The sequence below is a fragment of the Chitinophaga rhizosphaerae genome, from assembly GCF_003958645.1.
GTDB lineage: Bacteria > Bacteroidota > Bacteroidia > Chitinophagales > Chitinophagaceae > Chitinophaga > Chitinophaga rhizosphaerae.
Window position 1 is genome coordinate 534,849 of the sequence record NZ_RXLO01000003.1, and the last position, 21,381, is coordinate 556,229.

Annotated in this window: 17 protein-coding genes; 9 read left to right on the top strand and 8 right to left on the bottom strand. The window is 55.4% G+C overall.

The annotated features are described in order from the left end of the window. Window positions 1-253: 253 nt before the first annotated feature. Window positions 254-2,533, bottom strand: coding sequence for a hypothetical protein (locus EJ361_RS09300; RefSeq protein ID WP_205686964.1), 2,280 nt, complete (start codon window positions 2,531-2,533; stop codon window positions 254-256). Between the two features lie 149 nt (window positions 2,534-2,682). Between EJ361_RS09300 and EJ361_RS25585 the strand changes: the two genes are divergently transcribed. After that, window positions 2,683-2,850, top strand: coding sequence for a hypothetical protein (locus EJ361_RS25585; RefSeq protein ID WP_164714147.1), 168 nt, complete (start codon window positions 2,683-2,685; stop codon window positions 2,848-2,850). Window positions 2,851-2,934: 84 nt separating this feature from the next. On the opposite strand, the gene EJ361_RS09305 is transcribed toward EJ361_RS25585, so the two are convergent. From EJ361_RS09305 to EJ361_RS09320, 4 genes are all read right to left on the bottom strand, one after another. Next, complete coding sequence (locus EJ361_RS09305; RefSeq protein WP_126245210.1) at window positions 2,935-3,243, bottom strand: erythromycin esterase family protein; 309 nt, start codon at window positions 3,241-3,243, stop codon at window positions 2,935-2,937. A 412-nt stretch (window positions 3,244-3,655) separates the two neighbouring features. Continuing rightward, the gene (locus tag EJ361_RS09310) at window positions 3,656-4,999 is read right to left on the bottom strand and encodes a sugar porter family MFS transporter (protein WP_126245211.1); all 1,344 of its coding nucleotides are present in this window, start codon (window positions 4,997-4,999) and stop codon (window positions 3,656-3,658) included. Window positions 5,000-5,015: 16 nt separating this feature from the next. Then, window positions 5,016-6,821, bottom strand: a complete 1,806-nt coding sequence (locus EJ361_RS09315; protein ID WP_205686965.1) for a class I mannose-6-phosphate isomerase — start codon at window positions 6,819-6,821, stop codon at window positions 5,016-5,018. A gap of 74 nt (window positions 6,822-6,895) precedes the next feature. After that, entirely contained in the window at window positions 6,896-7,630 is a 735-nt protein-coding gene (locus EJ361_RS09320) for a GntR family transcriptional regulator (RefSeq protein WP_126245212.1), read from the bottom strand. 256 nt (window positions 7,631-7,886) lie between these two features. On the opposite strand from EJ361_RS09320, the gene EJ361_RS09325 reads away from it, so the two are divergent. From EJ361_RS09325 to EJ361_RS09350, 6 genes are read left to right on the top strand one after another with little or no spacing between them, the layout of a single operon-like run. After that, window positions 7,887-11,027: a SusC/RagA family TonB-linked outer membrane protein gene (locus EJ361_RS09325; RefSeq protein ID WP_126245213.1), complete on the top strand. Its 3,141-nt coding sequence runs from the start codon at window positions 7,887-7,889 to the stop codon at window positions 11,025-11,027. A gap of 44 nt (window positions 11,028-11,071) precedes the next feature. Continuing rightward, entirely contained in the window at window positions 11,072-12,979 is a 1,908-nt protein-coding gene (locus tag EJ361_RS09330) for a RagB/SusD family nutrient uptake outer membrane protein (protein WP_126245214.1), read from the top strand. A gap of 47 nt (window positions 12,980-13,026) precedes the next feature. Beyond that, window positions 13,027-14,193, top strand: coding sequence for a DUF5000 domain-containing lipoprotein (locus EJ361_RS09335; RefSeq protein WP_126245215.1), 1,167 nt, complete (start codon window positions 13,027-13,029; stop codon window positions 14,191-14,193). Window positions 14,194-14,218: 25 nt separating this feature from the next. Beyond that, complete coding sequence (locus EJ361_RS09340; protein ID WP_126245216.1) at window positions 14,219-15,415, top strand: DUF4998 domain-containing protein; 1,197 nt, start codon at window positions 14,219-14,221, stop codon at window positions 15,413-15,415. Between the two features lie 48 nt (window positions 15,416-15,463). After that, complete coding sequence (locus EJ361_RS09345) at window positions 15,464-16,792, top strand: glucosidase family protein (RefSeq protein WP_240646592.1); 1,329 nt, start codon at window positions 15,464-15,466, stop codon at window positions 16,790-16,792. 10 nt (window positions 16,793-16,802) lie between these two features. After that, entirely contained in the window at window positions 16,803-17,651 is an 849-nt protein-coding gene (locus EJ361_RS09350; protein ID WP_126245217.1) for an ROK family protein, read from the top strand. A gap of 110 nt (window positions 17,652-17,761) precedes the next feature. Here the strand turns inward: EJ361_RS09350 and EJ361_RS09355 are convergent, their stop codons facing one another. From EJ361_RS09355 to EJ361_RS09365, 3 genes are read right to left on the bottom strand one after another with little or no spacing between them, the layout of a single operon-like run. Further along, window positions 17,762-18,265, bottom strand: coding sequence for a CPCC family cysteine-rich protein (locus EJ361_RS09355; protein WP_205686966.1), 504 nt, complete (start codon window positions 18,263-18,265; stop codon window positions 17,762-17,764). Window positions 18,266-18,293: 28 nt separating this feature from the next. After that, entirely contained in the window at window positions 18,294-19,055 is a 762-nt protein-coding gene (locus tag EJ361_RS09360; RefSeq protein ID WP_126245218.1) for a hypothetical protein, read from the bottom strand. After that, entirely contained in the window at window positions 19,052-19,540 is a 489-nt protein-coding gene (locus EJ361_RS09365; protein ID WP_126245219.1) for a MarR family winged helix-turn-helix transcriptional regulator, read from the bottom strand. Before EJ361_RS09365 ends, EJ361_RS09360 begins: the two co-directional genes overlap by 4 nt. 209 nt (window positions 19,541-19,749) lie before the next feature. Between EJ361_RS09365 and EJ361_RS09370 the strand changes: the two genes are divergently transcribed. Both EJ361_RS09370 and EJ361_RS09375 read left to right on the top strand, forming a co-directional pair. After that, window positions 19,750-20,298, top strand: a complete 549-nt coding sequence (locus EJ361_RS09370) for an RNA polymerase sigma factor (protein ID WP_164714148.1) — start codon at window positions 19,750-19,752, stop codon at window positions 20,296-20,298. An 80-nt stretch (window positions 20,299-20,378) separates the two neighbouring features. Further along, on the top strand, window positions 20,379-21,311 hold the full coding sequence (locus EJ361_RS09375) for a FecR family protein (RefSeq protein WP_126245221.1): 933 nt from the start codon (window positions 20,379-20,381) through the stop codon (window positions 21,309-21,311). Window positions 21,312-21,381 lie beyond the last annotated feature (70 nt).

Below are 21,381 nucleotides of genomic sequence, written 5' to 3' on the forward strand. Positions count from 1 at the left end.
GGTATTGTTTATAAGGCAGCAGGAATTTAACTTTTCGAGGCCCACCAGGCACTCGGCTTTATTCCACCCCTAGAATACGTCTGAATCATAACTTCTTGAACACTTATAAAATTTGCAAATTCTAATCCCGTTAGGATCAAATATAAGGGGATCTTACCGGGCGCTCCCATCCTCCATAACCGAAATTAAAAAGGGGACATCATCTTGCGATTGATCATCCCCTTTTTCCGAGTTTCCTTATAGCATATCGCCATCACTTACCCATGCCGCTGCGTAGTTTCACAAACAGCCGCGGCGAGGATCCATCGCGGTTTGTCTTGTACAGATTCCAGTTGTTGCCGTCGATTTCTTCCAGGTGGAACGATTGTGTTGCATCCGATAATTCTTTCTTCACCCACCGCGGGAAAGCATTGGCTGCCCTCGCGTTCTCCCAGGTCCTGATGACGGCGAAGATCTTTTCTTTCTCCGGACAGCTTTCCACATCCTTCTGATTCAGCGTGAGGCTGTAGGTGGTGCCCACGCCCACCGATATGGCCTGCACATGCTCGTAATCGGCGGCTTTCGAATTCGCCTTGATGGGGAAATTGCCGCCCATGCCCACCGGGAAGAAATTGGCATAGGTAACGTCGCGGAGGTCTTTTCCCTGGCTGGTGGCGCTTCCCCATTCCCGGGTGTCGGTGTCGTAGAGGTTTTTCCCGCCGCCTACGTTCCAGATGCTCTGGTAATGCCACGAGCCCTCAGACAAGGTAGCCCCCGTAAACCGGATCGTGCCTACGCCCGATCGTTCGGCTTTCTCGAACATTTTCCGGAAGAAACGCTTGGCGGAATAATAGCCGTGCCCGTTGTTGAACAGGAACTCCTGTCCGTCGAAATCGTAATAGCGAAGGCCGTTAATGGCGCACACATCCGCATAATGCGCAGCAATTTCGTCTTGCAGCTCCATATTCGGGATCAGCCCGTCGTACCCGTAATTCAACGTTACCTGCAGTTTGTAAATCGTATCTCCGGCAGTATGGGCGGCGGGACTGGTTTTCCAATACCCGCGTTTTACCTGCAAGAGCCGGTAGGGCTTCGTTTTGGAAACACCCATGTAGTAAATGAGCTCTTTGCCGATTTTTATCATGTTCAGATCGGCGCAATGCCCTTCCCAACTGGCGATCTCGTCGAGGTATCTGGGATCGTCCACGATAATAATGGTATCTGTGGCGCTGATGCTTTTGGCCAGCAGGCGCTTTTGCTGGTAGCAAAGGCTGTCGCTGGGAACCGGGCTGGCATCGAGTGTTCCCGGGGCGAGGGAGTTCGTGATGGGCGTCCGGCCGATGGTAATGCCGTGTTTGGCGGCGATATCGGCGAATTCTTTATGAGACAGGTTGCCGCTCGTGAGCTTAATGCGCTTTTGCTCGAAATTCCTTCCGTCGATGTAACCGGCATTTCCCCTGTCCGGGCGCAGGAACCCCTGGTCGTACAGGCTGATCGTTTTAAATCCGAGCCTCGCCGTGTAGGAAATGATGCTGTCGTACAATCCGCCGGCGGTAATGGCGTCGGGAACGTAGGCCGAGGGGTCTTTCACCCATTTGCCGTTGATGGTGGGGTAGGGCAGCTTTTCGGCCAGCACGATTTTCTGGATGACATCCAGCAGCGCGGTACTGTCCGGGCTTCCCCACAGCGCCACGGAAGAACCGATGTAATCCACGCCGGGCAAGGGTTGTACCTGCAAATGGTTGGGCGTATTGGCGGCCATATTGGGGATGAGGGAAAAGTAGACTTCCCGTTCGAACGTCCGGTCGCGGGATTGGTAGGCGATGGATATCCTGCCTTTGGGGTCTACCATCGCGGCATTTCCGTACATGATCCGGAACCAGGGCTCTTTATGTGCGTAAAACGCCACATCGCTGATGCCGTTGCCGCCGAGGGAGAAAACCTGTCCTTCGTGAAGGGAATCCGGTAAGGGGAACCGCTTCGCGTCTGGCGTATGGATGATGTATTGGAAGGGCGCGGCGTCGCCGATGGTTTCGGCCGTTCCGCCGAGGGTATTATCGTTCAGCGCCAGCAGCCCGATCGCGTAGTTGACCGCATCGCTCGTATCGCGGCTCACGCCGATGATCTCGCCCATGAGGTTGGTGATATTGGTGTGGATGGTGCCCCATTGTACCGCGTCTATCCCTTTGCGAGGGGAAAGGGACCGCAACACGAGCCTGAAGTATTGCCGCTGTGGCTGGATGCTGATGGTAGCTACCGAACCGTTGGGGTATTGCAGCGCAAGGGTGTTGTTCCCTTTCGCGTAGCTGGCCTTTACGGGCTGGTAATACTGCTTCTTCTTACTGTCGTACAGGCTCAGCAGGGGCGATGGCTTGTCTTTCGGACTAAATTCACGGTTCGGCTGAACGGTGATGTTTTTCATACTGGTGATCCACCCTTTGTTGTTGATGTGGATCCTGAAATAATCCGTTTGGAAATCGTGCTGCGCACGAGCGCCGCCGGCCAATGCGGTGGACAGGAGCAGGAAAATACCTTTTTTGAATACCGTTCTCATATGAATGATGCGAAGCGGGCCCGCCGGCTGAGCGCCCGGCCAGGTGCCGCGTGATTGAATTTACGAATTTGCCCCGGATTGATCATGAATGGCTATAACCGGCTTCCCGGACGCCATCCGGCGCCGGAATTTCATCAGGGTAAATTTTCATGAAATATCAGTGGGGTACAACCGGTAAATTGATCTTTTATAATGCTTTATTTGCCGTCGCCGGGCTGGACGCCATCATCGTCAATACGGCGAAAAGCAACGATCGCCTGAATTATCCGCGGGCAGACTTCACCGTCGGCATGAAATCATGCATGCAGCATCCGTAACGGCAGATCAATTGGCGGGCTCCCATAATTTTGATGACGTGGTTTTGTTGATAAACAGGATCGCGTCGAAATCGACGCCGGGAACTATCGGGAGGGTTGTATTACATGCACGGAGCCGCTGTAGGTATCCGTTCCCGACGCATAATATTTTTCACCGTATTGCTGCTGCATATAATATCCCACCGTCTTGAATTCGCCCATTTCCAGGTCTTTCGCTATATGAACGTTATGCGCCCAAAGCATGATCCTGGCTTTACTGGCGGCCTGTTCCGCGACGATATGCTTCGCCATGAATTTATCCCGCGTCAACGGGTCGGCGGCGTATTCTTCCCGGTCGAACCCGAAGATCCTGACTTTGCCGGATGCAGGCTGGCGGGTGTTCCTTCGTGCCATGGGTAGCTTCTCTCAAACCGATGACGGTATTGTTTTTCAGCTCCTGCGACAGGAAATCAAGGTCCGCCGTGGAGGCAACCGTATCGGCCTGCAGCGCCCACGCGTTCTCCCGGAGCCATTTGTCGCCCGCATCCTGTGCAAAGCCCGTCATCACCTGTGTAAACAGGGAAAAACAAATGGCTGGAATTCCTCTTTTCATAACATGCATGGTGGTTTGATTTTATATCAGATATGAAGACGGTTGTGGTAGGAGGATGCATAACGATGTGATTTCCATAAAATTATTTTCGACTGATTGCTGAAGTTGCCTCCTGGACCGTAACCCGGGAAAGAAAAAAGGCTTCCCCGGGAGGAAGCCTTTTCATCTGGCATATGTGCCGAAAGGCATCGGGAGTGGATAAATAGCGTCAGATCAGTGTGCCTTGAAAACATCGTCCATCGTTTCCAGCGATCGCCCCTTCGTTTCGGGGACCATCCGCAGAACGGTCCAGAAGGCGAGGAGGCAGCAGCAGGCGAAGAACCAGAAAGTGGCGGCGCCCCCGAATTTGCCCAGCAGCACCGGCGTGAGCTGCCCCACGATGGAATCGGCGACCCACATGGTCATCAGGCTCACGGCCATGGCCTGTCCACGGATATGTGTCGGGTATATCTCGGAAGCGATGACGAACTTCAGCGGTCCCAGCGAAAACGCGAAGCAGGCGAGAAACAGGATGATCGCCACCACCAGCGCCAGGTTCCCCGTGGCCCCGGTATGCATGCAGTATCCCGCGAAAATGAGGCTGGCGGCGGCACCCAGCGAACCCGCGAGATACAGCGGCCGCCGTCCCATACTGTCTACCTTCCAGATGGCGATGAGCGTGAACACGAAATTGGCGATCCCGAAAATCGTCTGGCTCAGCAATGCGTTCGAAATGTTGATCCCGGCTTCGTTCAGGATGCGCGGCCCGTAATAGATCACCGCATTGATGCCGCTGAACTGGGAGAACAAAGGCAGTAAAATGCCGATCAGCATGGGTTTACGCAAGGCCGGCGAAAACAGTTCCCGGAAAGAACTCCGGGAAGCCGCGGCAGGCGCAACGCCAACGTCCATACTACCGTTCATTTTCTGTAAAATGGCCATCCCTTCGGCCGTACGCCCGGTTTGCAGCAACCAGCGCGGACTTTCCGGGATAAACGCGATGCAGATGATAAACAGCAGCGAAGGAATGCCGCCGATGCCGATCATGGCGCGCCAGGGCTCGGCAACGAGCAGATGGGCGCCAGGCAATAGTTGCGCATATTGGAGAACGGCCGCATTCGTCAGGTAGGCGAGGAGGATGCCCGCGGTGATGGCCAGCTGGTACAGGGTAACCAGCCGCCCGCGGATATGCGCCGGCGCGATCTCGGAAATGTACAGCGGCGCAACGATAGACGCGATGCCCACGCCCACGCCGCCAGCAATGCGCGCCAGCACCAAAACGGTAAAACCCGGAGAAAGCGCGCTGCCGACGGCCGACAGCAGAAACAGCACCGCCGCGGCGGCGAGCATCTTTTTTCTTCCCAAACGGTCGCTCAGCACGCCGGAAAACGCGACGCCGGCAATACAACCCACAAGGGCCGACGATACGAACCAGCCCTGAACGGCGTCCGTTAGCCGGAACTGGTCTTTGACGAAAAGCAGCGCCCCTGAAATAACGGCCATGTCGAAGCCGAACAGGAGCCCGCCGAGGGCGGCGGTAAATGTGGCGAGACCTACGTACTTGGCGGATGGATTCATGTTATCGGTATAGAGGTTAACAACATTCTTCTTTCACGAAAGACCTGACAACTTTCACTTCCCCGCCGCTGTCGTTCAGGAGCGAGTAAGCGCCGGCGGCAGCGGGGATGATGAAGGTTTCCGCATAATGTACCACCTGCTCCCGGCCGTTCGTCACCACGCGGATACGCTCGCCTTCCACGAGGCTCAGCACGTGGCATTGGTTATTGGTATCGAGCTGTATGGCGGTGGAGAATTCCACCCGCTCGATGCGGTAGAAATGCTGGGGATGGGTGGGCAGGTGCAGGAGGCGCCAGTTGGTCCCCTGCTGGATGGTAACCGGGGCCGACAGCAGGGTTTCCCTTACCACATCGCCTTTCCGGTCAAAATCAAGATTCTCGAACGCCCGCGCGATGTTGAGCGTGCGGGGCCGGCCGTTGAGGTCGGTACGCATCCAGTCGTACATTTTGAAGGTGTAGATGTAGGGCGTGGCGCTGATCTCAAGTACCAGGTTGTCTTTCCCGGAACTATGCACGGTGCCGTTGGGGATGAGGAAAAGGTCGTGGCGGTTGGAGGGGAATACCTGTACGTATTTTTCGATGTCGACCGCCTGGTGTTGTTCCGCACTGTTTTCCAGCGCACTTCTGAAAGCGGTTGCATCGATATCGTCCTGGAAGCCGAGATATACTTTGGCGCCGGGTTTGGCGTCGAGGATGTAATAGGTTTCGTCTTGCGTGAAGGGTTCGCCGAAATTGTCGCGCGTGTAGGGAACGCTGGGGTGGCACTGGATGGAGAGGTTGCCGCCATCGAAGGTATCGAGGAAATCGAAACGGATGGGGAAGGTGGTGCCGAAGCGGGGCGCGGCTTTACCGAGCACGGCGGCGTTATCGAGCATGAGCATCGTATCCAGGGATATTTCCTGCAGCAGGCCTTCGTGTTCCAGGAGGATGCCGTTTTCCGGGGCGATCAGTTCGAACGACCAGGCATAATTCACGACGTTGGGGTTGAGCTCCGCGATGTTTTCCCGGATCCAGTGGCCGCCCCATACGCCCGGTTCGAACCAGGGCCGGGCGCGGAACATATTGCGCGACATTTCGTGCAGCGTATTGCGGAGCGTATCGCCTTCGCACCAGGTGATCTCGCTGAGGCGCTGCTCGTCGATGAACAGTTCTACGGAAGGGAGCAGTGTTTTTTTATGCCGGTTGAGCACGGGCCAGTCTACGAAATAGAATGATTTGTATTGCTGGCGCGCGTCGCCCGAAATGCTGTGGTGGCCGATGTTGCAGACCTGCCCGGCGCGGGAGCGGAACTGGATCTCGTTTTTGGGGAGATCGATATAGAGGAGTGCGCCTTCCCAGCCGCAAAGCGAGGCGCCGCAGCCATAGAGGATATTCAGCTGGCCGTTTTCGGGCTGGATGTTGCGGAGTTTTTCGGGGGAAAAGAAATCGCTCAGCTGGCCGCCGAATACTTTCCCGAAGAGGGGATCGCCATTGCCGAGGCTGGGCGCAACGAGCGCTTCGCGGTCTGCAGGCGGGAGCAGGGCGGCGTTGACGTTGACGAAACGGGCGTCTGTTTGAATGGCGGCGAGGCGTGTTTGGAGGGCGGAGATGAAATCGTCCCATTGAACGCCAACGTATCCGTCGATGATGATGTTGGCGCGGCGTTGGAGGATCCAGGTGAGGAGGGAGTCGAACCCAGCGTGGATGGGCCCTGCTGCGGGGAAGCAGGGGTAAATGTCATAGCCTGCCGGGTCCCGTTTTTCCTTGATATGCGGCGCCAGGAACTGTTCCGTGGCCCTGAACCGGCGTTTCTCTTGGGTTTGTGCTGGATTAATGGTAGACATAAGGTATATAAATGTAGTAATGTACAAACATATACCAAAACAAATTAAATTCCAAACCATTGGGAAGCGGCGGATCAGGTAGAGCGCCTGCTTTCGACGGTGTAGATGAAGCTTTCGGCTTTGTAGTAGCCGAGGTTGTATTCGATGGGGCGGTCTGCCTGGTCGAACACGAAGCGTTTCCGGAGGAGGATGGCGCTGTCCACATCTACTTCCAGCTTTTGGGCGATCAGTTTATCGGCCAGCCGGGCGCTGATCTCTTCTTTAGACAGGGTGGCGATGACGAAGTGTTCCTGCTCCAGCATTTCGTAGAGGGGCATTTTGAAGTCTTCGTCGCCGGTGAGCCCCACCCTTGGGTGGAAGTAGGAGATGAAGTATACGAAAGGTTCCTGGGTATTGCCTCTGAGGCGTTCGAGCTTGAGGACTTTCTGGTCGGTTTTGATATCGAAGAAGCCGGCCACGGCTTCATCGGGGAACACCCAGCTGATGTGGAGCTCGTAGTTTTTGATGGCGATCCCCCGGGCCTGCATTTCCTGCGAAAAGCTAAGCCAGTTCATGGATTTGGAGCTCATCTTGGCGTTGGCCACTTTGGTGCCGAGGCGTTTCTTGCGCACCAGCAGTTCTTCATACACCAGCTTGTTGATGGCCTGGCGCAGGGTGGTGCGGGATATGGCCAGCCGTTTGGCCAGCTCTACTTCGTTAGGCAACAACTTCCCGGCCTGGTATTCGGGCTGCTTGATGAGCTCCCGTAACAGGTTCTCCGCCTGGATATGCAGCGGCACGGCGCTTTGATGGTCAATCTTTAATCGCATACATGTATAAACATAACTTACCTGCAAATTAGAAAATAAAATCCGTAGCCAACCCATTCCGCCGGCAGATTCCTCCCGAATGTCTGAAGGGTGCAAAAAAAGCATCACTCAGGAGAATAGCGAATCATGCGTAATTATCATATTATCAATATATTATGAAATTATTAAAATTTTTCCGGTCAAAATGTTTGTACTTTCCCGGGTTTATATGTAAATATGTACACACAATTAAAACATATTCACATTCCCGTTCACTATGAAGAAGAACTTCCCGTTGTTATGTAGAAAGCGGTACCTCTTCCAATGGCTCCTCCTGTTGCTCGCCAACTCAGCCTTAGGACAGGCACTGACAATAACCGGCAGTGTGACCGATACGAAAGGACAAGCCATTCCCGGCGTAAACATTCGCATCAAAAACACACAGTCCGGCACCGTCACCACACCAGACGGCAAATTTACGCTCCAGCTGAAATCCCTCGCAGACACCCTCGTGTTCTCCTTCGTCGGATTTCAATCCCAGCAAATCGTGGCCGGCGGCCGGAGCACCGTCAATGTAACCCTGCTGGAAGATAAAAACGATCTCGACGACGTGGTGATCGTAGCTTATGGCCATCAGAAAAAACAAAGCATGGTGAGCTCCATCACCACCATCAACCCCAAAGAGCTGAAAGGCCCCACCAGTAACCTCACCACCATGCTCGCAGGCCGCATCTCCGGCATGATCTCCTACCAGCGAAGCGGCGAGCCCGGGGCCGACAACGCCCAGTTCTTTATCCGCGGCATCACCTCTTTCGGTTCCGGTAAAATCGACCCGCTCATCCTCATCGACGGGATGGAATCCACTGCCACAGAACTGGCGCGCATCCAGCCCGACGATATCGCAGGGTTTTCCGTGCTGAAAGACGCCGCCGCATCCTCGCTCTACGGCGCCCGCGGCGCCAACGGGGTGATCCTCGTCAACACCAAGTCCGGGAAAAGCGGCGCTACCAAAATGAACGTGCGGCTGGAGAACTCCATAACATCGAACTCCCGCAACTTCAAACTGGCAGATAATATCACCTACATGCGCCTGGCCAACGAAGCCATGCTCACCCGCGACCCGCTCGGCGTGCTCCCGTATTCGCAGAATAAAATCGACCACACCCTGGCGGGAGACAATCCTTATCTCTATCCGAACAACAACTGGATAGATCAGATGATCAAAAAGAATACGAACAACCAGCGGCTCAACATCAATCTCAGCGGCGGCAGCCCCAAAGCGCAATATTATGTGGGCGCCACCGTGAACCAGGACAACGGCATCCTCAAGTCCCAAAGCGGCAGCGGCTTCAACAGCAACATCAAGCTGCGCAGCTACGAGGTCCGCTCCAACGTGAACCTCCAACTCACCAAAACCACAGAAGCCATTTTCCGTACCACGGGTAATTTCGACGACTACAACGGGCCGATCGGCGGCGGCAGCGCCATCTTCGGCAGCGTACTCAACGCAAATCCCGTCCGCTTTCCCGCCATATTCCCGGCCAGCGACCGCCCGCAGGTAAAGCACCCGCTGTTCGGCAACGCCGCCCGCGGCACAGACGGCGCAGTATTCACGAACCCATACGCCGACATGGTTTCGGGCTTCCAGCAATACAATACCTCCACGCTGAACGTGCAGTTGGAACTGAAGCAGGACTTCAACTTCGTGACGCCCGGCCTCACGGCCCGCATGATGATCTATACGAAACGGTATTCGAGCTTCAGCCTTTCGCGCCAGTTCTCGCCCTTCTATTATTCCGCCAATCCCTCGCTCGACGAACCGGGCGGTTATACGCTGTCGCTCCTGAACGAGAAAACCGGGACGGAATACCTCAGCTACAACCCCGGCGCCAAGATCGTCAATACCACCACCTACGCGGAAGCTGCTATCATGTACAACCGCACCTTCAATAAAGTGCACAATGTCGGCGGTTTGCTGATCGGTATCCGCCGGAACTATCTGAACGGCAACTCCACCGACCTGCAGCAATCGCTCCCTTTCCGCAACCAGGGCGTTTCCGGACGCGTGACTTACGGGTACGACGACCGCTACATGTTTGAAGGCAACTTCGGGTATAACGGTTCCGAGCGTTTCGCGAAAAGGAACCGGTTCGGTTTCTTCCCCTCTGCGGGCGTGGCCTGGAACGTGAGCAGCGAAGATTTCTTTTCCGGTTTATCCAATACCATTTCCCGCCTGAAACTTCGCGCCACTTACGGTCTGGCCGGCAACGACCAGATCGGGCGGGCGGAAGACCGGTTCTTCTATCTTTCCAACGTGAACCTGAACTACAATCCGTACGGGGCAACGTTTGGCGAGCATTACGGGTACGGCCGGCCGGGCGTGCTGATCTCCCGATATCCCAACGAGCTGATTACCTGGGAACGTGCCCTCAAGACGAACGTGGGCATGGACCTCAGCCTTTGGAACTCGGTGAACTTTACCATAGACGCTTACAGGGAGCGCCGCAACAGCATCCTCATGCAACGGGCTTACGTTCCCACCACCATGGGCTTAACGGCGCCGGTGTCTGCCAATGTAGGCGTGGCCGAAGGACGCGGGTTTGAGCTGCAGGCCGATTACAACAAAACCTTCGGGAAAGCCTGGCTGCAGGCCCGCGGTACGTTCACCTACGCCACCAGCGAAATCCTGGTGAACGAAGAGCCGGAATATGCGGCCAGCATGAAGTACCTCTCCCGCGTTGGTCACTCGGTTGGCCTCGCTTACGGTTTGGTGGCGGAAAGATTGTTTGTAGACGATGAAGACGTGAAGAATGCTCCCAAGCAGCATTTCGGCGAAACCCGCGGCGGCGACATCAAATACCGCGACCTGAACGGCGACGGCCAGATCACCGACCTGGACATGATCAACGGGATGAGCTATCCCGTTACCCCGGAAATCATATACGGGTTCGGCTTCTCGTTCGGCTACAAAAATTTCGACATCAGCACTTTCTTCCAGGGATCGGCCCGTTCTTCTTTCTACATCGACCCGGCCAGGATTTCGCCTTTCGTGGCCAACGGGCCCAACGAAAACGGATTGCTCAAAGCGATCGCAGACGACCACTGGTCTGAAGACAACCGCAACATTTACGCCTTCTGGCCAAGGCTGGGGATGACGCAGAGCGCCAACAACAACAAGATGTCGAGCTGGTGGATGCGCGACGGCGCCTTCCTCCGGATGAAGAACGCCGAGATCGGGTACAACATCGGCGACAAGGGTTTGAAAAGATACCGCATCAACGGGCTGCGCATTTATGCGAACGCCGTCAATCTTTTCGTGATCAGCGCCTTCAAGCTGTGGGATCCTGAACAGGGCGGCAACGGGCTGGGATACCCCGTCCAGCGGACGTTCAACATGGGTATCAACGTACAGCTGTAATCCCTGGCGCCATACATTTCAATCACCTGAAACATTACATTTTCATGTCAGTTAGAATATTAAAGGGCCGGATGGTGGCCATGGTGCTGCTGGGAGTTGCGGCGATGTTGGGGTCCTGTATGAAAGGGTTCCTCGATATGGTGCCAGACAACGTGCCCACGCTGGATCACGCTTTCGCGAGCCGCCTCGAAGCCGAAAAATATCTTTTCACCTGCTACTCCTTTCTCCCGCAGGAAGGCCATCCCGACAAGAATCCCGCCTTCAGCGGCGGAGATGAGGCGTGGACGTATTGGCCCATGCAGGAAGATTACTTTTTCCTCGATCCATACAACATCGCCCGCGGCAACCAGCAAAAGGCTTCGCCGTATATGAATTATTGGGACGGGTTCGATGGGAAGTCGCTCTGGCAAGGTATCCGCATATGCAACATTTTCCTGGAGAACGTGGGTAAGGTGTACGACTTGCAGCCTTATGAAAGAGACCGCTGGATCGCGGAAGCCAGGTTCCTGAAGGCTTACATGCACTGGTACCTTTTCCGGATGTACGGACCTATCCCCATCATGGATAAAAACCTCCCGATCGATGCGCCGCCGGCAGATATGAAAGTGTACCGACAGCCGGCCGATTCCGTTGTGAACTACATCGTGCAGATGCTCGACGATGCCGCCGCCGGCGAAGCGTTGCCCCTGAAAATTACCAGCGTTACCACCGAACTGGGGCGCGTTACCAAAGCAGCGGCGCTGGCCTTAAAAGCGCGGGTACTCGTAACGGCCGCCAGTCCTTTGTTCAATGGCAATAACGATTTTGCAAATTTCAGGAACAATAACGGGCAGCTGCTGTTCAACCCGCAGCCCGACGATCAGAAATGGGTGCGCGCGCGTGAGGCTTGTAAAGCGGCTATCGACGTGGCTGCGGCAGCGGGGCTGAAGTTGTATTATTTCAATTCGGCGGTAGTGGAAGTCAATAATTTCACCCGTACGGAGCTCAATATCCGCAACGCTGTGGGCGAGAAATGGAACAGCGAGCTGATCTGGGGGAATACGGCCGGCGGCACTCCCACCTACTGGCTCCAAACCTATGCCTGCCCCCAGCTCGATCCCAACAACTTTAACATCGCCCTGAAAGCCAAACTGGCCCCTCCCCTGAAGATCGCGGAGCTGTTTTACACGAAGAACGGCGTGCCCATCACCGAAGACAAAACCTGGGACCATGCCAATCGTTTCAAACTGCGCACGGCCACCACGCTCGATTCCGGTATCCAGGAAGGGTATAAGTCGGTAGGGCTTCATTTCGACCGCGAGCCCCGTTTCTATGCAGACATCGCTTTCGACGGTTCCAAATGGTTCATGCGCAACGGGGAATTCAGGGTCCAGAGCAAATCCGAACAATGGGCGGGCAAAAAACAAAGCCGCATTTATTCCATCACCGGCTATTACACGAAAAAAATCGTGAACTGGAACCTCGTGTTCGACAAAACAAGCCTTACCGTAGAGTCTTATCCCTGGCCGGTTATCCGCCTGACCGATCTGTACCTGCTGTATGCCGAAGCGCTGAACGAAACCGGCGATGCTGCCGGCGCGCTGCGCTACCTGAACATGGTCCGCGAAAGAGCGGGGCTGAAATCGGTGGAAAGCGCCTGGTCCACCTATTCCTCCAATCCCACCAAATACACCACCAAAGACGGACTGCGAGAGATCGTACGCCAGGAACGCACCATCGAAATGGCGTTCGAAGGCAGCCGGTTCTGGGACCTCCGCCGCTGGAAAACCGCGCCGCAGGAACTGAGTAAAGCGATTTACGGTTGGGATATCATTCAGGCCACTTACGAAGACTACAACCGCCGCGTGCTCCTGTACAGCCCGCAGTTCATCGCCCCGCGCGATTACTTCTGGCCCATCGCGGAAAGTAACCTGCAGATCAATCCCAACCTGGTGCAAAACCCCGGATGGTAACGAAAAATTCATGATATCATTTGCGAAAGCAGTTTAAAAATATCAGTATGCCAAACAAAATCACCCTCGCCGCATTGGCCATTTTACTGGCGGCGGGCGCTTGTAAAAGGGACGAGGCCGGTCCTGTGGAAAAGGACGGAACGCCTCCGGGCGCCGTCCGTAACCTCACCGTGGAAAACCTCCACGGCGCGGCAAGGATCAGTTTCGAATTGCCCGGGGATAAGGACCTTCAGTATATCAAAGCCCGCTACACCACTCCGGGAGGCACAGTGCGCGAAACCCGCGTGAGCCGTTTCAACCGCAGCCTCGTCATGGAAGGGTTCGGCGATACGAATTCCTACACCGTCACGCTGTTTGCGGTAGACAGGAGCGAAAACGTTTCCGCCCCAACGGAAATCACCGTCAAGCCCCTGGAGCCGCCTGTCTGGATCGTGCGCAGAACACTGGACATTATACCCGACTTCGGCGGCGTGAACGTTTCTTTCGAAAACGAAGAAGAGAAAGATCTCGCCATCGTGGTATTGTCGATCGATTCGCTGGGCCAGTTTTCTCCCCGCGCCACACAATACACCAAACTGAAGAAAGGCGATTTCTCCACCCGGAACATGCCTAACAAACCCACCCGGTTCGGCGTGTACGTGCGCGACCGCTGGGGCAACCTGTCAGACACCCTCCTTACCGAGCTCACGCCGCTTTTCGAGGAGCAGCTCGACCGTACCAAAATGAACGGGGTGGTATTGCCCGGAGACGCGCCCATCGGGCACCTCGGCTCTATTGCCGGCCTGTTCGACGGCAATACCCAGGCAGGTTTCTATCACTCTTCAGACGATGCGCGCATGCCGCAATGGTTTACCTACGATATGGGCGTTACCGCCAAACTGAGCCGGCTGGTGTGGTTCATGCGCCCGGGGTTCTTCTTCAGCCTGCACAACCCGAAAGAAGTGGAAATCTGGGGCAGCAACGCCCCCAATCCCAACGGCAGCTTCGACGATAGCTGGGTACTGTTGGCCCGGTCCACGCAGATCAAACCTTCCGGCCTGCCCGAAGGCCAGCTTTCCCAGGCCGACCAGGAAGCCGCACTGCTCGGGCACACCGTCAGCTTCCCGGTAAACTCGCCGAAAGTGAGGTACATCCGCTTCAAAACGCTGAAGAACTGGTCGAACGGTACATACGTGAATTTCCACGAGATCAAAATGTTCGGCGATACCCATTAATCCATCCCATTAACCAATCAAAATCATGAAAGATTTACGCATTTCACTGTTAATCGGGATGATCGTTCTGGCCGCCGCATCCTGCTCCAAAGACAATCGCGACGCATACAAAGACTTTATGAAAGGCGGGGAAATCATCTATCCCGGCCGGGCAGACACCGTGCTCGTGAAGCCGGGCCTCAACCGGATCAAATTGTCCGTCGTATTGGGGAACGATCCGCTGGTGAGCCAGCTGCGCGTGTTCTGGAGCAATAACGCCGATTCTGTCACCGTACCCGTCAAACGCACGTCCGGTATTGATACCATCGATGTGCTGGTGCCGGACCTGAAAGAAGGGAATTATAACTTCGCCTTGTATACATACGATGATGAAGGCCATATTTCCGTAGTGGTCAACGCTTTTGGCGTGGCATACGGCCAGAATTACACCAGCTCGCTGGTGAACCGTACGTTGCGTTCGGTGGAACAGTCGGCCGACGGGAGCCAGGTGCTCCTGAACTGGGGAGAGCCGGCCGGCGGGGAGCTGGGCACGGAAGTGAAATATAAAGGCGCCGACGGCGTGGAAAGGACGATCATCGTACCTTCCACCGAATCAGTGACAACATTACCCGACTACGAAAGCAGGTCGCAATTGACGTACCGCTCGCAATACAAGCCCGATACCATGGCGTTCGAGTTTTTCTATCCGCCCCTGTCTTCCGCCACGCTGCCTGTTTTTGAGCGGCAATTGGCGAAATCAGGGTTCAGTGTGCTGGAACTGCCGACCGATATCAAAAGCAATCACGGCTGGCTGATGCATTACCTGTGGGACGGGAACATACATTCAGGCTTCGCCACGGCCAACCAGGTGCCGGCATGGTTTACCATCGACGTGGGGCAACCGGCCGCGCTGAGCCGTATCAAATACTGGCAGGCAACAGACAGGCTGTACAAAATCGAGAACGTGAAAACGTTCGAAGTATACGGGAGCAACGGTCCGGCGGGCGACGGAAGTTGGGACAGCTGGACCCAAATAGGCGCCTTCGCATCGGTGAAGCCATCCGGCAGGCCCGTTGGGGAGAATACACAGGAAGACGTGGATTATGCGCTGGCGGGAGAAGATTTCGCCGTGGCCGCAGGCACCGCCAAATTCCGGTATTACCGTTTCAAACTGCTCACCAACTGGGGGAACAGTGCATTTTTTACCATGGGAGAAATTTCGTTATTCACGCACGACCGGTAATGCCGGTCTGGATATACCAACAATCAACAGGAACCACAAACAAGTAGCATGAAACGTTTGATTTTTTTGAGTTTTTTATTCGCTTCGGCGGCATCATTTGCGCAGACGGGGGATTTGAAACTGGTGTCTTATCCGGGAAGGATAGAAGAAAGCATCGGAAAGCGCGCATTGGCCAGGCAGATATTGGGCGACAGCCGGCTGGATACCGTGGAAACCCGCGCCCTGCGGATCCTCAACGGGTTCAACGCCGGTAACGGATACGGTGAGATCTGGATCCGCGACCTCAATACCTTCATCACCGGATCGCTCCGGGTACGCGATAAAAAGGACGTGAAAGAGGCGCTGCTCCTGTTTTGCAAGCTCCAGGGGGCAGACGGTAACATTCCCGATGGCGCCACCGCCAGGAAAGATGCCGCGCTGGCTTACAAATACGCCAGCACCGACCTCGCTCCGGAATGGGTGAGCCACAAAAATACCGTGGAAACCGACCAGGAAACCTCCCTCATCCAGGCCATCCGCAAATACATCGACGCCACCGGCGATACAGACATCCTCGATGAAAAAGTAGGCGGGCAAACCGTGCTTCAGCGCATGGAGGCCGCGATGGACTTTCTCCTCAAAGAACGCTGGGCCGCGGATTACGGCCTCATCAAAGGCGCCACTACCATCGACTGGGGTGATGTTCAGCCCGAAAAAGGCTGGGGCGTTGCGCTTAACGATAAAACCAAATGGACCATCGATATCTACGACAACGCGATGTTCATCATCGCCCTGAACGATTTCATGACCCTATTGCCGAAAGGGGAGATGTACAGAAAATGGAAACAGACGGCCGGCGATATTAAAAAGAACGTCCGCAAACACCTCTGGGACGCGGAGAAGAAAAAGTACATCCCGCATATTTACCTGGACGGAAGCCCTTTCCCCGCGGATTTCGACGAAAATGAGATTTTGTATACCGGCGGTACCGCCTGCGCCATCCTGGCCGGGCTGCACTCCAAATCGGAGATCCGCGCCATTAACGATCAGTTCCTGAACGCGGCGGAGAAAGAGAAATTCGCGACGATCGGGATGACGGTGTACCCGCCCTACCCGGTGGAAGTATTCCCCAACATGGCGGCGTACCATTACCAGAACGCCGGCGACTGGACCTGGTTCGGCGGCCGGATGATCCATGCACTGCACCTCAACGGTTTTAACAATGAGGCGTACGCGGAAATGAGCCCCATGCTCGACCGCGTGATCCGGTACGGGTTCCACGAGTGGTACGAAGTGCGTTCCGGTAAACCTTCCGGCTCCGGCGACTTCCGCGGCGAAGCAGGTGTATTATATGATGCGATCCAGCTGCTGCGCAAATGGGCGGTAAAAAACCAATAATTACAGGAAAATGAAGATCACAGCGGTGGACATTGGCGGCTCGCACATTACCGTAGCGGCCGTTGATATGGAAAGCAGGACATGCAACGGAGGTTCCCGGATGCAGGTGGATTCCCGGAGCCCGGCAGGCGAGATCCTCGATTGCTGGGCCGCCGCCATCGCCCGGTGCATGGAAACGCACGGTGGTGCGCAGGTCGCGGTGGCGATGCCGGGGCCGTTCGATTATGCGGCCGGCGTTTCCTGGATCCGTGACCAGGCGAAGTTTGATGCGCTGTACGGCGTGAATGTAAAGGACGCGCTGGCGGAAAGATTGCAGATCGCTGCCGGCAACATCCTTTTCGATAACGATGCCACCTGTTTCCTCCGCGGGCATTACTTCGCGGGTTGTTTCCCGGAAAACGAAAATGTATTGGGACTGACGCTGGGAACGGGTTTTGGATCGGTGATCCGGTCTGGTGAAGGATATTTTTCGCCGGATTACTGGTGCCGGTCTTTCGGGGATTCCCTGGCCGACGACTACTTTTCTTCCCGCTGGCTGCTGCACGCATTTGCGACGCAGGGCGGAGAGCGGCTGACATCGGTGCGGGAATTGGCAACCCGGGAAAACAGCGGCGAAGTATTCCGGAAATTCGGTGCGAACCTGGCGGATTTTCTGTCGGAAGCTGCGCCGGAAGTGGATACCATCCTGCTGGGCGGCAATATCGCGAAGGCATACCCGTTGTTCGGGGATGCGCTGGAAGCGGGACTGGCCGCTGCTGGAAGGGAATACCGGTTCCAGGTGTCCGCACTCGGCGAAGAGGGCATTTTGCTGGGCGCGGCGGCTTTGCGGGAACAGGAGCCGGTGAATTCGGAACGATAAGAATATGACAATAAAGATCTTGGTTAGTTCAAGCAAATCTTGATTTGGTACGCACGGGCTCTTCCGGGCCTGTGATTTTACGGAGACCCGCACTGGAAGCGGGTCTCTTTTTATTCGCCGACATCGGTTTCCTTGGGTACCATCAAATCCATCAGCAAATCTTTCGAAACTTCCTTCCATTCGATCCAGATATGGTCCTGGATGTGTTCGTCGCCCGTCATCCGGTCAGCGATATCGGATTTGCGTTGCCGGTAGAATGCGATTTTCTGCATCACGCGCCCGGTATCGGTGTCCACTTCGCCCCGAATCAGATCCGCATGCACTTCAATTTTCCGGCCGATGTTGATCCGGTTTTCCATGAGTGTTAGGGGGCCGTTGGGACCGGAAACTTTGATCCCCGATGCCTGCAATTCGTCCAGGATGCTGCCGGAATTGTCGTCCTGCCCATCATCCTCCCAATAACAAATTTCACAAATCTCAAAGTCGCAGCGTGTTTCCAGCGTGGGGAATCCACAACCCGGACAGGTGCACATGGGTACATCGTTCGCCTGCAGCCAGGTGTCGTAATGCGCCCTGCGGGCGCGGAAAGCCGCAAGAATTTCAACGTCGTCCATCCCTTAAAAATACCATGATAAAAAATATTTATTCATACAACACGAAATTCATCTTGTCGACCCCGGCATTCCCCGTTTTCTCATGCCATGCATACAGCACCAGTTCGTAATTCCCGGTTTGCGTGATGGGGCAATCCCCTTCGAAAAGGTTTGCCGAAACCAGCGAAAACTTCACTTCCCGGATCGCTTTTCCGTCTTTCTTCAACACACCTTTCACTTCCATTTCATCGGAATTCCAGAGCCCGCCCTTGTCGATCACGCAGCCGCACATCATGACGATGTTCGCCTGGAACTGGAAAGGTTGGTCTTTCACGGTTTTCAACGATATGAACTGATGCGTGCGGGGTTTGAGGATGTCTACGATGAACCCCGGGATTTCGAGAATGATGCCGTCGCCCAGCACATTTTTACCGGGAAGGAGCCAGCATTCCGTGCTGACGATCGTTTGCGCCTGCTTCTGGTTGAACGGTGCAATCACTTCGATGTTGACGAACGTAGGCTCGTCGATATCGATGGTTGCCAGGAATCCCGCCGTTTGATCGTCGCTGATAGCGGTGCCCCTAGCCACGGGGTTCTTCATGATGAGCTGCGTGTTCCCGGGCGTACCGGCGGTTTTTCCTTCTGCGAGGATGCGCTGGTTGGCCTTGTTGCGGATAATAACGTAAGCGCCGCCGAGGGAGCTGCCGATGAATTTGGCGTCGCGCGCCCTGGCCCGCACCATTACTTTGGTTTCGATGGCGGAAGCTGCCAGGGGGAGTAGCAGTGCGAAAAATAGTGTGAGTGTCTTCATGATATGTTGGAATCCAGGTAAGCTTGTTGGAAGCGGTCGTGAAAGGATCGTGTTTTCAATGCCATGTCGATCCGGTCGAGGTGCTGGAGGATGCCGAGATCCCCTGCCAGCACCTGCAGGATGGCTTTTTCGCAACTGTCCCATATTTTTTCCAGCTGCGGGAGCAGTTTTGCGGCTTTGGGGGACAGGGAAACCAGCTGCTGGCGCCTGTCTTTGCTGTCCTGCTTCACCAGCAGGTATTTCTTTTCCGCCATTTTCCGCACCAGCATCACAACCGACGGGTGCGCATATCCCAACCGCTCGGCGATGGCAGCGATGGGGACCGCTTCGCCGTGGCGCAGCAACATGAAAACGAGGTACCAGTTCGGTTCGATATCTAGCCCCTGTTCCTTGTAGAACTTCCGGACGTCGTGCGCGATGCGGTCGCTGATGCGTTTCAGCCGGCTGTCCAGCGCCTTGTAGCCCAATTCTTTAATGAAATCCATCTGTATGGCTTTGGCTGTTTATCCGCGAATATACGATTATATAGTTAAATATATAGTTTACTACATAAATATTTTTGGACGGAAAAACGCGTCGCTGTTTTCATGCCGTCAAAAATTAAAGAAACCATAACCCCCGCATCCCGCAAACCCGCTTAATTTTACACCGGGCGCCATGCCCTTGCTCAATGGAAACTTGCGAACTTACGGATATGGAATTATGGGGCCGGGTCAGGCAAGACGATGGTGCGGCGTTCAGGCAGCTGTTCGACCGTTACTGGGAGCGCCTCTACGTGTATGCCTACAACCGGATCAAGTCTGAAGCCGACGCGCAGGACGTGGTGCAGGATGTGATGATCCGCGTCTGGACGCGCCGGGCTTCCATTTCCATAGAAACCACACTGGCGGCCTATCTCCACGCGGCCGTCCAATACGAGACCATCGCGCAGGTGGCCCGTGCGGCAAAAAACGCGGGGCGCTATAGCGAGCTGGAACAAAACATTTTACCGGACATCACCGCCTTTGCCGATCCATTGCGGTTTAAGGAGCTCCAGGCCCTGGCGGAACAGGAGATAGCCCGGCTGCCGGAGAAAATGCGGCAGGTGTACCGCCTTCGGCAGGAAGAACATTTTTCTGTGAAAGAGATCGCAGGGATGCTGGGCGTGTCGGAACAAACCGTTCGCAACCAGCTGAACACCAGCTACCAGAAACTCCGCAAACAGCTCCGGGAAGCCATCCTCAGCGCCATTTTCCTTTGGTAATAATTTGGTAACATTCCGCGATAGTTGAAAACGATGGTTGGATACGCATATAGGTGGGAACGGAAAATTCCCGCAACGATATGAACGTAGAACAACTCGGAGAAACGTTTGAAAGATACCTCGCCGGTACGGCATCGGCAGCAGAAAAGGAATGGATCGGGAAGTGGCTGCAGGAGCGGCCGGAAGACCACCATGCCCTGGAGCCCCGCCACCGGCAGGCGGTTCATTCTGCCATTTGGCAATCCGTCTCCCGGAAAACGAATCTCCATCTCCGCCCCGTCAACAATCACCGGAAATGGCTGGCGTACGCTGCGGCCGCGGCTTTGCTGGTGGCCACCGCTGCCTGGATGTTACTGTCCCGGCAAACGCCTCCCGCCGCATTCGTCCAAACGATCGTCACCCAGCCCGGTTCGCCCAAAACCGTGTATCTGCCCGATAGCAGCGTGGTCCACCTTTTTCCCGGCGCTACGCTCACCATCCCCGATAATTATAATGTAACAGACCGCCGCATCGCGCTGAGCGGAAGGGGCTTCTTCGACGTGAAGGAAAACCCTTCCCGGGCGTTTTTCGTGCGGGTAGGGAAACTGACCACGCAGGTGCTGGGCACTTCCTTCGAAGTGAAATCGACCGACAGTCTTTCCGCCTCCGTGATCGTACGCACGGGGAAAGTGGGCGTCGCGTTCGACGGGAAGCACCTGGCCAACCTTACGCCGGGCAGGCGTTTGCGGTATAATGCGCAGCAGCGCGATTATACGGTGGATGCGGTAGACGCGGCTTTGCTGTGTGAATGGTGGAGCCGGGGGATGGTGTTCGACCAGGCGCCGCTCGCCGAAGTGGTGCAGTCGCTTTCCGACTGGTACAACGTTCCGGTCGAAATCCGTAACACCCGCTGGCAGCAGGAAACCGTGACCATCCGCATCCGGCGCCAGTCCTGCACGGAAGCTATCGCCCTGCTGTCGGAAACACTGGGCTTCCGGTATAAAAGGGAAAACGACAGGATCATCATTTACTAACCGCTCAAACCAACGATCAACCGCATGCCTTAACATTTACCAAAGAAAAAACCGGCCTGCGCGAACAGTC

Coding starts and splice junctions, on each gene's coding strand:
- EJ361_RS09300 (WP_205686964.1), bottom strand. CDS start 2,533: ATGAGAACGGTATTCAAAAAAGGTATTTTCCTGCTCCTGTCCACCGCA.
- EJ361_RS25585 (WP_164714147.1), top strand. CDS start 2,683: ATGAAATATCAGTGGGGTACAACCGGTAAATTGATCTTTTATAATGCT.
- EJ361_RS09305 (WP_126245210.1), bottom strand. CDS start 3,243: ATGGCACGAAGGAACACCCGCCAGCCTGCATCCGGCAAAGTCAGGATC.
- EJ361_RS09310 (WP_126245211.1), bottom strand. CDS start 4,999: ATGAATCCATCCGCCAAGTACGTAGGTCTCGCCACATTTACCGCCGCC.
- EJ361_RS09315 (WP_205686965.1), bottom strand. CDS start 6,821: ATGTCTACCATTAATCCAGCACAAACCCAAGAGAAACGCCGGTTCAGG.
- EJ361_RS09320 (WP_126245212.1), bottom strand. CDS start 7,630: ATGCGATTAAAGATTGACCATCAAAGCGCCGTGCCGCTGCATATCCAG.
- EJ361_RS09325 (WP_126245213.1), top strand. CDS start 7,887: ATGAAGAAGAACTTCCCGTTGTTATGTAGAAAGCGGTACCTCTTCCAA.
- EJ361_RS09330 (WP_126245214.1), top strand. CDS start 11,072: ATGTCAGTTAGAATATTAAAGGGCCGGATGGTGGCCATGGTGCTGCTG.
- EJ361_RS09335 (WP_126245215.1), top strand. CDS start 13,027: ATGCCAAACAAAATCACCCTCGCCGCATTGGCCATTTTACTGGCGGCG.
- EJ361_RS09340 (WP_126245216.1), top strand. CDS start 14,219: ATGAAAGATTTACGCATTTCACTGTTAATCGGGATGATCGTTCTGGCC.
- EJ361_RS09345 (WP_240646592.1), top strand. CDS start 15,464: ATGAAACGTTTGATTTTTTTGAGTTTTTTATTCGCTTCGGCGGCATCA.
- EJ361_RS09350 (WP_126245217.1), top strand. CDS start 16,803: ATGAAGATCACAGCGGTGGACATTGGCGGCTCGCACATTACCGTAGCG.
- EJ361_RS09355 (WP_205686966.1), bottom strand. CDS start 18,265: ATGGACGACGTTGAAATTCTTGCGGCTTTCCGCGCCCGCAGGGCGCAT.
- EJ361_RS09360 (WP_126245218.1), bottom strand. CDS start 19,055: ATGAAGACACTCACACTATTTTTCGCACTGCTACTCCCCCTGGCAGCT.
- EJ361_RS09365 (WP_126245219.1), bottom strand. CDS start 19,540: ATGGATTTCATTAAAGAATTGGGCTACAAGGCGCTGGACAGCCGGCTG.
- EJ361_RS09370 (WP_164714148.1), top strand. CDS start 19,750: ATGGAATTATGGGGCCGGGTCAGGCAAGACGATGGTGCGGCGTTCAGG.
- EJ361_RS09375 (WP_126245221.1), top strand. CDS start 20,379: ATGAACGTAGAACAACTCGGAGAAACGTTTGAAAGATACCTCGCCGGT.